The sequence below is a fragment of the Bacillus cereus group sp. BceL220 genome, assembly GCF_051776965.1.
GTDB classification, from domain to species: Bacteria; Bacillota; Bacilli; order Bacillales; family Bacillaceae_G; genus Bacillus_A; species Bacillus_A cereus.
In genome coordinates this window covers 48338-60892 of sequence record NZ_JBPWBC010000015.1, presented here as the reverse complement: position 1 = coordinate 60892, position 12555 = coordinate 48338, and the positions used below count along the sequence as shown (strand labels likewise).

Below are 12555 nucleotides of genomic sequence, written 5' to 3'. Positions count from 1 at the left end.
TTTACAGCCCTATCCAGTTCTCAACAGTATAATTCAACTGTAAGTCCTTAGTAGCTTTAAATTTTCTATTTGGAATAGGTTGTCCTAATTTATCCACTTCAAAGAGTCTAAAGCCTCTTGAAAACTTAAACCTGCATGCAAGGTCCCTTGGCACTTTAAAATTCCCTGCAAAACGATTTTTTTCTATTCTATCTAGTATCATGCCTACACTCATATAAATTCGTTCACCAACTGGTGTATTTTCAGGTACTTCGACTGTTACAGAAACATCTACAAATTCTGATAATGTTTCTATTACCTTATATTTTTTAGGTATTCCTTTTACACCTTGTGTCACAAAGGTAACTTCGGCTTCTCCTATTTTCTTAGGTATAATTGTTCCATCCCCCATAACCTCTAGCACGTCTGGGTTATCAACTAAAAATACACCATCTAAAACACTCATTTCAAAACCATTATCGTACGTAACAATTGGATTAATTTTCACTTTCATTCCAGTTAATCCAACTACATCTCGACCATCTAATGTAACATTAACTATATTGCCAATATCTCCAAAGAAATATATTAATGGTAGATGCATACGTTCTCCCCAGTCTTTCTCAAAATGTGCACCATTTGGATCCTGATAAAAAATTAAATCATCTCTATATTTGTAACCATTTTCCAATAAAGTTTCTGCAATATCTCTCACATGTTTTACCAAGAAAAAACCTTCCGCACTACCTATATCCATCCATATTTTTAATTCTTTTTTTCCTTCATACATTTCATATAATTTTAATTCCGAATGATCATCTTCAACTTTCACAAAGAATGGAGATAACATCCCAATTTTCCCAAACACTTCAGGATTGCGGAAACCAATATTATAAGTTGATAAACCACCTGCTGATGACCCTATTAGAGCTGTATTTTCAGCATTAGTCAATGTTCTAAAATTTTCATCAATGTAAGGTTTCACCTCATTGATTATAAATTTTTCATATAATAACCCTGAGCATTCTATATGTTTATCTGGTGAAATGAAATGACAAAACTCATTATTTTCTATGATTCTTTTATGTGCTATACCTACTATTATTATCTCTTGAATTTTACCTTCATAAATTAGCATATCAGTCGTCTTGTGGACATTCCATGATTCATCATTTTTTATTACTGGCTCAAACAAGCGCTGCCCAGCATGCATATATAATACAGGATACTTTTGGTACGAATTGCTTCCATAACCAGGTGGTAAATATATGAATAGTTTCCTACTATTCTCAAGTATTTCAGAATGAAAATTTTCAATCGTAATCACTTTAGAAGCTCGTTCCATAGTAACCTCCAATTTTCTATTTTTCACTTTCATTAATCCAGTTCTTTTCTAGTTTTCCCTTTAAAATCGTACCCTTTATTAACTTTTAAGAGAATTTTTCTGTATAAGCTTTTGTTTTAGCTACCAGAATGAAATCCCCCGATTTTAATTACAATTGAAAAAAAGTAGACCCATATAGTTAAGACTCCACCAAGATAGTTTTTTCTGCAGTTTGCCACTTTACAACCACTTCTCCAGTTCCAAAACTCGGGGTCCGATACTTATGATTCTCTCCGCCTTCAATCAATAGTGTGTTATTGATCTTTCTAATAAATTTAAATTCAAGCAAGGTATCAGCCGGAACACTTATATCAAAATAACCCGTAGGAAATTGATACATTATTTGATTAAAAAATGGCCCTACTGCCTTGCCAGGATTCATATTTCCTAATGAATATGTGTTCCCCATTATAAAAACTTCACTCTCTGGTATTTCATATCCATTTTCAATAACAAATCGAATACAAACTTGCTTTGTATTGAAGACCTCTACATGTTTATAGATATTACTCCTAGTTCCTGTATCTGTTACAACAGTAATTTCATATTTACCATCGTTCACTGCTGGAACTTTTACTTTTATACTAGTGTGTGACCATGAAATAACTTCCGCCTCTTTTTTCTCAAATAATACTGATCCTTTTTTAGAAGTAAAACCACATCCTTCAATACAAATTATTTGACCAACTGTTGTCATTTTATGTCCCACAGTTCCTATTAAAGGTATACTATTTACTCCTTTATGGTGCCAAACATGTACTGACCCAGGTCCAAGCCATAATGACTCTATATTATTATTTTCAACTCTAATTGCTTTACCATCTAAAAGGCCATCTAATATGTCCTTATACTTTCTAGAAGGAAGAATTGTTTTAACATCTTTTATTTCATATCCTTCTGTTAAATTTCGATTCAACGCTATTAATACCACATCACTTCCAAAGTACCTTTCATATACATAAATATCATCAGTTATATATCTTTCTTTGGTATTTCCATATGGAAGTGCATAATTTAAACTACGAAGCGAAGATAAAGATTGTATTATCTTAAAGTTATCTGTATTCACATCGAAAGATTCCATTTGACCACGATTGTTCGGATCTCCATTTCCAACCATATACTGCTCTGTACCATAGTATACAGAAGGTATTCCCCTTGAAGTTAACAAGAATGCTAATGATTGTTCTATTCTACGTTTACTTTGTCCATTAATGTGAAAACGGTCCATATCATGATTATCAATAAAAGTAACAAGATTATTTACATCATTATAAATTTGATATGTTTCTTCAATCATTTTGTGTAACCCACGCATGGAATCCATTCCATCTCGAAAAACTTCACGTACTTTATGAGCAAAACTAAAATCTAATAAACTCATACCACTATTATTTGCAAAATGAATATTTCTATGGTCATACTCATTCGGATTGATATACCATTCACCAAAAATAAATACTGGTCTATAATTATAGATTGAATTTAGCCAACTTTTTTGCCAGCCATATGACATGTGTTTTACTGCGTCAACTCGTATACCATCTATCCCTTGGTCTAGCCATAGTTTAATAGCTTCTTTAAAATATAAATCAATAGCTATATTTTGGTGATTTAGATCTGCAAGATCAAATAAATTACGATAAACTCCGTCTTCATATTCTTCAAAATCCGTCCCACCATTATGATGAAAATAATGATTATAATCATTATCGTATCCACCAAGTAACAATCCATTATCATATAATCTACCATTTTCAGCATAGGTCGCATCATCATGTAATGCAGGCGAAGTGTGATTAGGTGCAAAATCCATAATAATTTTTATATCTTTTGCATGAGCGGTTGTTATTAAGGTTTGAAAGTCTTCAAATGTCCCAAAAAAAGGATTTGTTCTTTTAAAATCACGAGCCCAATATCCATGATATGAAGTACTTCCTACCAAATCATTTATTGGAGTAAAGATATTTTCTACCGGTTGAGATATCCATAATGACGTCACACCTAGTTCAGTAAAATAATTTGTATTTAATTTTTCAATAATCCCTATCCAATCTCCACCAAAGTATTTCTTTTTATTTTTCCTAGATTCATCATATAATCCCCCTTTGGGATTATATGATGGGCATCCATTATGGAATCTGTCCGTTACAATTTGATAGATTATATCTTTAGAAAAATTAACGTTGTTCCCATTCACCTTAAGCTTATCTTTTTCTTTCAAATGACAACCTCCATCCCATAGAAGCATTTACCAGCTATTTTCAAACGTTTAGCACTCTACCCTTAAGTACTATTTGAAAAATAGTTAAAATATATTTCGCCTCCTAACTAGTAACTCATGTTTCGATTCAATTTTTCATACAAAATAATGTCTACAAGTGGGTTCTATATTTGTCCTATAAACTGTACCATTTGATTTATGTCGAAGTAAGGGAAAAAATGTCATTATATAGGGGGGATAAATATAGAAAATTCTTACATAGAATTATGCTTACAAAATATAGCCCCAATAAAATACATAGACAAAACATTTTTTATTTGGTAATATTCACCTGAAAATATTTGGTAAAACTTTATGCGGAGAGGAGTATTAAAAATAAATACTAGATTATTAATAAAAATACTATTTATACTACTAATACCAATCTTATATTCCAAAATAAACTATAAAATATAAATATAGCTTTCGATCTTACAAATATTAAAAACCTAGGGAAAAGCTGTAAAGAAATTTCAAAATAATCTGGAGAAATATTTTATTTGTAAAAATCTTATATAAAATTTAAAACCGTATTGTACAGTTAAAATGTTCCTTCCTAAATGCTATTTAAAATTTTCTTAATTAAAGATGTACTTCTACAAATTTAATAATGCCATTAGTAGATATTTTCTCGTAATTTAATTTCATAACAATTTAAATCCACTTACATTCTAAGATTTCTATGGTCAATTTATATTGCGTTTTATTTTTCCAACATGTATGTACTTAAATCCATTTCATACCTACCGTTTTTACCTCAAAATAACAATATCTTATATTAATATAGCTATTTTACAATTAGATTCCATTTTATTAATCATCTAATTAACTTGATTACTAAAGTTCACCACTATTAGTTTGCAAACAAATTTTTATAAATTAGATACTTAAATTTGTGAGGTGACAATACTATGCAACAACAGGTCGAATTAGATTCCGCTCTTGCTGTTTCTTCGAAAAAGACATTATGGAAAAATCGTACATTTACTTTTGTATTTACAGGTTATACCTTATCAATGTTCGGAAATTCATTTCACAGTATTGCTTTAAACCTTTGGGTACTACAAGCAACAGGAAGTGCCAAATTAATGTCTACAATTGCCATAACTCATATGGTCATGAGCATGTTGTTTTCTTCCATTGCAGGTACTGTTGCAGATAGGGTAGATCGCAGAAAACTAATGTGGATAACAGATATAATAAGAAGTCTTTTAATACTAAGCATCGCATTTTGTATTGCAATACCCGGTACCCCCTTTATTCTTATTATTATCTTAACCGCTCTTACTTCTTGTGCAGGATTATTTCAGTCTCCTGCATTCCATGCTTCCTTAGTTGATATTGTAGGAAAAGACAAAGTTCAACAAGCTACTGGAGTATTAAATGTAGCAGATAATGTATCTCGTATTTCGGGGCTAGCAATAGGAGGAGTTGTAGTTGCAGCATTTGGTGGTAGCATTGCTATCTCAGTTGACGCAGTTACTTTTATGTTATCCGCTATTTTAGTGTTATTAAGTGGAAAGTTTCCTAATTCTACAAAGAAAACAGGAATCAAAAATTCATTTCAGGAGGACCTTGTTGCAGGCTTCAAGTATATATGGCAGAACCCTTTTGCTAAATCTGTTATTATACTCTCGCCTACTTTAATCACATTTTTCACTGCTTCATTAATGCTTATTCAAGTAATGTCTGTAAAAGTGTGGAAGGCAAATCCGATTGAATTTGGGATAATTGAATCTAGCATTCCAATAGGTTATATGTTAGGCGCAGGCATTATTATCTTTTTTGATAATAAGTTACATCGACGGGGTTGGTGGATAATCCTTAGTATGGTTTTACTAGCTCCAATCTTTGTAGGGCTATCTTTTGCTCCATCTGTTCTTTATGCAGTACCATTAATTCTCCTCTTAGGAATACTTTTTTCATTTTGTACATTGCTTGTCAATGTGATTATTAAAGTTGAGGTAGATCCTGAGTTACAGGGAAGGACTTTTGGAACACTTGGTTCTCTTACGAGTATTGCATCACCAGTTGCTTTAGCAATTTCCTCATTTTTCGCTGACATATATGGTCCACCATTAATCTTATTAATAAATGGGGTCTTATTATTTATTTCAGGACTAATTGTACTGTTCTTTCTTAAATCAATTAGATCATATAAATGATTCTTTTTCGTTATAAAAAACATTAAGTATCCAAACTTGAAAAATGCCGAAATTGTTAAGGATATCAACTCTTTCGGCATTTTTCCTATATCACTTAAGGAGGGATTTTATGCCAAAGAAAATACTTATACTCGGAACCTTTCTGATAGCGGCTAGCCTGTTAGGTTGCACAAATATAGAACACAAAGATACTCTCAACAAATTAGAAGCAACCGAAAAAGAACCAGTGGATGTAAAAGAAAAAGTTGCGCTTAAACATATGACAGCAGAAGAATATTTAAAGAACTATAATAAAATTAAGAGTAATTTATCAACACAAGGTATTGAAATTCTTCCATTTAATCTTGAACTAGAAAAGCAATCCAATACATATAGGTTTTATTACCCTAAAAAAGTAGATAAATCAGATCAAGATATGAAATGGGTAAGTGTTATGTTAGGAGAAAGCGGAAAAGTAATTGATGGAATTATGTATACTGGCTATGCAGATATACCTACGATTAAAGCAATGATTCAAGCTACTAACATTACATGGACTAATGAATTAGACCAGTTAATTGGTTCAATAGGAAATGAAGATTTTTCAAAAACAATGGAAATTGAAAAAGTGAAACTATCTGTTAAAGGTAATTCGAAAAATATTAAAGTTATGATAGATTCAATGAAATTAGATCCACCTCAATCCCTTTAAAACAAATATAGTCCCAAATTCCTATTTAATTTCTTTAATTTTACACTATATAGAAATTTATTTAGCTTTTAATAATTAAGTCTAGCTATGAGACTTTAAAAAAAAATCGTCAGCGCTTTTAAAAAGCAACTGAGGATTTTTTTATTCTCTTACATTTTTATTTAAATTGGCATCAACAATTTGACTCTGTCTATTTATTTAATTCTAACTTTCAAAACATTATTCTATAATTTCAAAAAGGTTATTGCCATTATTACCACCCGGTAATATAAATTTCACATGTTGATCTGCTGGAATAGTTATATAATGATATTGATCAGGTTTAGTTAATTTGGTTGTACTTTTCCAAGTTCCTAAAGTCCAGTACGTTACTTGTGAAAAAAATGCTAGTGGCGGGAATTTCTCTGGATCGGTTGACTTATCATTTTCTGATATAATTTCAGGCTTAATTCTAATTTTCTTTCCTGCCGCATTTTTAAATTGAAAATCATAAACAATTCCATAGTTCCCTTCAAGTGTCGGGTTAGAATTTTCTAGATACCATATAGGTGCTTCGTATTCATTAATACCAACACGAGGTTGAGGATATGCTTTACTTGTCTTTGAACCTACATAAAAGGTACTTGTTGTTACATTATCAATAACAGCATACCTCTCATCGTAATTATAATTAGCAGTTGAAGTAGTTTTATTATAATTTTTAACCTGTGTTATTTTTATAGGATCAAAAATTTCTGCTGGGCTAGAGAACTGTCCATCTGGTTTTTTCTTTGAAACAAATTGACGTAGGGTTAATTTTGCGTTCGAAATAAACTTAATTTTTCCATTAACTGCAAAAGTATCTTCTACATCTTTTTCTAATATAAATACATGTCCATCTGCTGGAATAGTAATAACTTGATCATTGTTACTATTTCCATATTGAACTATAGTACTAGATGTAATGCCCATTATATCCCATGAACCATCAGAACTAACCGGATATGCTGCATTTACAGCACTATTTTTAATTCTTATAGTTTGCGGTTGACGATCTTCATTGTGTATAGCATATCCAAATTTCAATTGACCTCCAGTATAATTTCGATTAAAAAATTCAGCACTATACTCTTGATTTGCTTCTAATATTCTTTCATTTGTGTAGTAAGCATACTTACCAGCTTCAAAATTTGATCCCATATTTGGATTATCGTATACACTTTCTGGTGCATTTGTATATATGTACTTTGCCCCTCCTTGTTTATACTTTATTTGTGTAATCATAGAAGCCTCTACTCCTCCTGAGCCAGTTACCCCTAAAAACAAAAGTGACGATAGTAAAACTGAAGAAAAAACTTTTCTGTTCAAAAACACAGCTCCCTTCCATTCATTACAACTAAATCTAGCATACGCCTTACATACAATAAATGTAAATGGGATGTATAGCTGTTGTTATTGAGAAATACTGATCCAACAAAACATACTCTTAATGATTATATATAGTAACAACGAACTCTTATAAAGTGATCTGTCTCCTTTATAAAAGACATTAAAGAAGCTAGGCAACATCAAAAAACTATTTCTGTATTCAATAGTTTCACCTTTTTTGAATTCCATTGACATCTATAATAATTATGTATGTTATATATTTCTTAATCTCTTGTTTTAATTAAATAACAGATTCGCTATGCGAACCGAACAAACAATCTCTTATTTCTCCACGATTCTACAAATGTGCTTTAAATTTTAGACAACTTGAAACTGACCCGCCAATGTCATCTTTATTTGATGAGGCCTTTTCTATTTCTAAATCATAGTGCTTTTAATATAGTTTCTTTCATGATTTCGTTTCGATTTCTCTTTTGTTTCCATTGTTCTTGAAATGAAATTGAAAATTAATTATAGTATCCCACATGGTATACACAAGCTATTTCACACAAATGATTGACCATATTCCTTAAATTGTATTTAACCATTAATTTTTGAATTACCAATAATATTTTTCTGGGTTATTACATTAAAGTTAATATTGTGATATATTTATATTCGAAATAATTATATTTTACATTTAAAGGGAGAATTTTAATGGATAACCTACTATTGAAAAAGGACTTAACAACGGATCAAATGGTTCTTGTTACTTCAGAGTTTGAGAAAAAGAAAAAATCAAAAGGACTTGCTTACCTAATTTGGTTTTTTCTAGGCGGACTTGGTGGTCACCGCTACTACGCACGTGACTTTGGTATGGCAATTGCCATGACACTGACTCTTGGCGGACTTGGTTTCTGGGCTTTAATCGATGTTTTCTTTATTGGAAGCCGAATTGGTAAGAAAAATGAAATGTTAGAACGTGAAATTATTATGAAAGTTAAAAAGATGACTGCTTCAAAACGTTTATCTTCATAAAAAACCTCCTTTGGGAGGTTTTTTATACAAACACTTCAATTTATGTTTTCACTAAATACTTTTTCCAATAACAAGTATCCTCCCCCCATAACATGTAGCCATCAATACATCATACACGTTTCTAATTCTTGTTTCTCACTGCGTGTAATCATATTCAATTTTACGTAACTTGTCCTTACTTCTCTTTTTATGTATTTTTATGTTTTAAGAAAATGACTCCACCAACTAGTAACAACAATGCTCCCACTGAGATAGACTTGAGGCTAGTATGGAATTGGTACTGCAGATATTTCAATGCAAAATTGCATTTTTAATTCAGATATATTGATGTATACTAAAAATGAACTACTCAACATTTTTATTTTAAGTTAGTATATCAAACCCTAACTACCTAAAGAACTCAAGTAAACGTATTTTATGTTTTAGAATTCCTCGATTTAAAAGATATGGATTCATATTCATTTCAGAAGAAGATTTTGAAAACAGAAAAGGATTTGACCTTTAAGGCCAAATCCTTTTTATTATTTCGCAGCAAGTTTTTCTTTCACTCTTGCAGGAAGCTCATCCTGGTTCACTTCTTCCCAATTGGATTTATTATTAAATACGGTACATGAAATTACCAATAATAAAAAAAACTCTCAAATAGGAGCATATTACATTTTCTCATTCTGTGAGATTAATCTAATGTGAACTACCCCCACTTTCACTATTAAGCTCCATTTTTGAGGAATGGTACTTCTATCCAAAAAATAAAAGAATCTTTTAATTTTGCATGGGAACATGTATATATCGTTTGGATCGGCATGTGTATTCAGCTTGCAAATTAGTCCTTGTGAGCTATCACTTTTTTAAAGAGCACATATGTATCTGTGTTTATTTATTTAATTTTGTTTACACACTTAAGAGAAACAAGCATATGATATTATATACTAATCCAAAAACCATATAGTATACTTTCTAAGAGCACTGATCTGTGTTCTTTTTTTCTGATAACGCTTTTGTTCAATTTGTTGCTTCATTTTTAAAACATTTATTACCCTTAACAAATCCTTTTAAAAATTATTACATATAAATTTGATTTTTAAAATTTTCTAGTTGCCCGGGATATCCATTAATACTATCGAAAACTTAAGCCTTGTATTTCATCCTATTCAAATATCATTCAGCACAACCCCATGTACTCGTTATTTCTCACCTTATAATTCCGATTTATACTATTTGGACCATGAATTAGCTAGCAAATAAATTATACGATATATCATTCAAAAACCTTCTGACCATAATGTATTTTTTAACTCTGAGTATTGTAGGGTTGAATAGTTTTCAAATTGATTATGAAAGGATAAAGCCGAGAAGTGACTTCTATTAGTCCAAACACTTCACATTACTATCACATACACTATAAAATGTTTGGACTTTATTATTTCAATCAAAACTTAAAGTTAGGAGGATTTAATGTGGCTGATTGTACAGGTTTAGCTTGTTTTCTATTCTCTTCATGGCCAACAGGAACAATTGTTACAGTTACTACTCGATCAGGTCAAATTATTGGACCTGCTACTTTTTCACTGTTCTTTCCAAATATCTGTGCAGTAGTATTGGTAGAAGATGATGTGATAACCCCCTCTTCTACCAATACTATATTTATAAGTTGTGAAGATATAGAAAGTGTTACTTTAACCACTCCTTAAGATAATTCATATTGTTCTCACTTAATCCATATTTAAGACATTCCAATGAATGTCTTTTTTTATGTGAAATCTAGTCAGTATACCCTAAAATGTATCATTCTATTGGACCTATTCTTTTAATAAGTTGCTTTCGTTTAAATTTTTTCTCTTTTAAAGGTTACTTGTCTACACATCATTCTACAAACTTTCATATGATATAGTATATTGTTTAAAGGAGGGATAAATTTGTTCTTATGTAATTTATTTGGTTGTTCAGGTGGAGTATGTAGTATTTTTAAAAATTTACAACCGGGTGAAGTCGTTACTGTAACTGGTAAATCTGGGAATATTATTGGACCTGCTATTTTTACAAATTTCAATCCTAATACTTGTATCGTCACATTAGAAGAGGAAAATTCAGTTACTCCTCCAACTACAAGTATAACTAAGATTAGTTGTAAAGAAATAGAAAGTGTCACGTTTATTTCATAATATATTTTAAACCTAAAGCAGGGATTGAAATATGAAACTCTTATACATTACTTCTGGTTACTCAAAAATCTATCAATATCTAGATAATAGCATACTGGAAACACTTATCGATAAAAATTTCGAATGGTTAGCAGTACAGCCAAGTGAATTAATACAGCAATTGGATTTCATTACAACAACGTTTCATCCCGATATTGTATTCACCTTATTAGGTAATCATCTACCACAAAAAGCAATTCAATATTTTAAAAAAAGGAACATTAAATTAGCTGTTTGGTTAACTGAGGATCCATTTTATATAGATACTTCTCTTCTTCTATTAAATAACTTCGATTTTATATTTACTATTGATAGCGAAGCACTTAAATATTACACAGCTTTAGGATATACCAATGTATATCACTTACCATTAGCAACTAATATAGAGGTATTTAAACCTAATCTAAAAAATCCAAAATATAAAAGTGAAGTATTGTTTATTGGATATCCTTATCCTAACCGAGTAAAATTGATACAATTTCTCTTGGAAAAAACGCCTTATCACTATACTATTATTGGTCAACACTGGAGAAATAAGTTATTAAAAAAATGGAAGAATCACCGAAGAATTAAGATTATAGAAGGATGGATTCCACCTCAAGAAGTTGCACTCTATTATAATAATGCTAATCTTATTTTAAATCCTCATCGTAGTTATCTATTTCCACAGAATAAAAATAAAAATAAAGTGAAAAATAATACCATTAATAATCGTACTTTTGATATTGCTGCTTGCCAAGGCTTTCAAATTATTGAAGAAAAATCTGACCTTTCATCTTTCTTCAATAAAGATGAAATTGTATCCTATAACAGTTTTGAAGACTGCTTAAACAAAGTATCTTTTTATTTAAATGATACGATTTCGAAAAGAGTAATGGTCGAAAAAATTCATGCAAGAGTTATTAGCCAGCATACTTTTCATGAGAGGATTCATTTTATAACGACTACTATACAATCACACATACATTAATTTATTAAATTAATAATATCTTTTCTTCTATACTCATTCTTAATAAATTAAAATGTTTTTTCAACTTTATGAAGAGGCATTTTAATTTGTTTTTTCCCGATAGAAATCAACCACAATTTTCCTGAATATGCAATTGCACCTTCAATAAGAATAGAGGATAAATACCGTTTGGATTAATTTAACAAGTTTGCTACTACATTTTTAGTATTAAGGATTTTTATATGAGCATTTCGTATCAGTGTATTCTAGTTAATTTTAGCTATTATTGAAAATGACATATCAGCGATATTTTCTTTTTTTATAGTTGTTAGCAGATTTGTTTGCAAACTTGTTAATACTTTTTTATATTTATTCTATTACATCCACCTTCACAAACGTATTGTACTTAAGTGCTAACTCTTCAAGTTTTTTTGTATTTGGCAGCCGTAAAAAATGAATCACTGTTATTTTACCGTACTATTTCTGCTTATATATTTGATGAACTCTTCGTACTTTTTTAATTTCACTTCATTTATTA

At 30.4% G+C, this 12555-nt stretch carries 9 protein-coding genes and 1 pseudogene; 6 read left to right on the top strand and 4 right to left on the bottom strand.

Annotation, left to right across the window (positions count from 1 at the left end):
* Position 1: 1 nt before the first annotated feature.
* Together ACS2FK_RS25945 and ACS2FK_RS25940 are read right to left on the bottom strand one after the other, a co-directional pair.
* Positions 2-1324: an alpha/beta hydrolase gene (locus ACS2FK_RS25945; protein WP_063549987.1), complete on the bottom strand. Its 1323-nt coding sequence runs from the start codon at positions 1322-1324 to the stop codon at positions 2-4.
* A 178-nt stretch (positions 1325-1502) separates the two neighbouring features.
* Positions 1503-3587 (bottom strand): alpha-amylase family glycosyl hydrolase, encoded by a 2085-nt coding sequence (locus ACS2FK_RS25940; RefSeq protein ID WP_063549985.1) that lies wholly within the window; start codon positions 3585-3587, stop codon positions 1503-1505.
* Positions 3588-4537: 950 nt separating this feature from the next.
* Here ACS2FK_RS25940 and ACS2FK_RS25935 point away from each other — a divergent pair.
* Both ACS2FK_RS25935 and ACS2FK_RS25930 read left to right on the top strand, forming a co-directional pair.
* Positions 4538-5791, top strand: a complete 1254-nt coding sequence (locus ACS2FK_RS25935) for an MFS transporter (RefSeq protein WP_001187351.1) — start codon at positions 4538-4540, stop codon at positions 5789-5791.
* Between the two features lie 109 nt (positions 5792-5900).
* Entirely contained in the window at positions 5901-6482 is a 582-nt protein-coding gene (locus tag ACS2FK_RS25930) for a hypothetical protein (RefSeq protein ID WP_063549983.1), read from the top strand.
* 219 nt (positions 6483-6701) lie between these two features.
* Here ACS2FK_RS25930 and ACS2FK_RS25925 read toward each other — a convergent pair whose 3' ends face one another.
* Together ACS2FK_RS25925 and ACS2FK_RS25920 are read right to left on the bottom strand one after the other, a co-directional pair.
* Positions 6702-7835, bottom strand: coding sequence for a copper amine oxidase (locus tag ACS2FK_RS25925; protein WP_230392596.1), 1134 nt, complete (start codon positions 7833-7835; stop codon positions 6702-6704).
* Between the two features lie 339 nt (positions 7836-8174).
* Positions 8175-8434: pseudogene (locus ACS2FK_RS25920) on the bottom strand (IS3 family transposase); the annotation flags it as partial.
* Between the two features lie 112 nt (positions 8435-8546).
* Between ACS2FK_RS25920 and ACS2FK_RS25915 the strand changes: the two are divergent.
* The 4 genes from ACS2FK_RS25915 to ACS2FK_RS25900 all read left to right on the top strand — a co-directional run bounded on the left by ACS2FK_RS25915 (position 8547) and on the right by ACS2FK_RS25900 (position 12038).
* Positions 8547-8867 carry a TM2 domain-containing protein gene (locus ACS2FK_RS25915; RefSeq protein ID WP_000369371.1) on the top strand — a complete coding sequence of 107 codons (321 nt, stop codon included), beginning with the start codon at positions 8547-8549 and terminating at the stop codon, positions 8865-8867.
* A 1457-nt stretch (positions 8868-10324) separates the two neighbouring features.
* Positions 10325-10558: a hypothetical protein gene (locus ACS2FK_RS25910; RefSeq protein ID WP_000752668.1), complete on the top strand. Its 234-nt coding sequence runs from the start codon at positions 10325-10327 to the stop codon at positions 10556-10558.
* 225 nt (positions 10559-10783) lie between these two features.
* Entirely contained in the window at positions 10784-11029 is a 246-nt protein-coding gene (locus ACS2FK_RS25905; protein WP_000477970.1) for a hypothetical protein, read from the top strand.
* A gap of 31 nt (positions 11030-11060) precedes the next feature.
* On the top strand, positions 11061-12038 hold the full coding sequence (locus ACS2FK_RS25900; RefSeq protein ID WP_063549979.1) for a CgeB family protein: 978 nt from the start codon (positions 11061-11063) through the stop codon (positions 12036-12038).
* Positions 12039-12555: the final 517 nt, after the last annotated feature.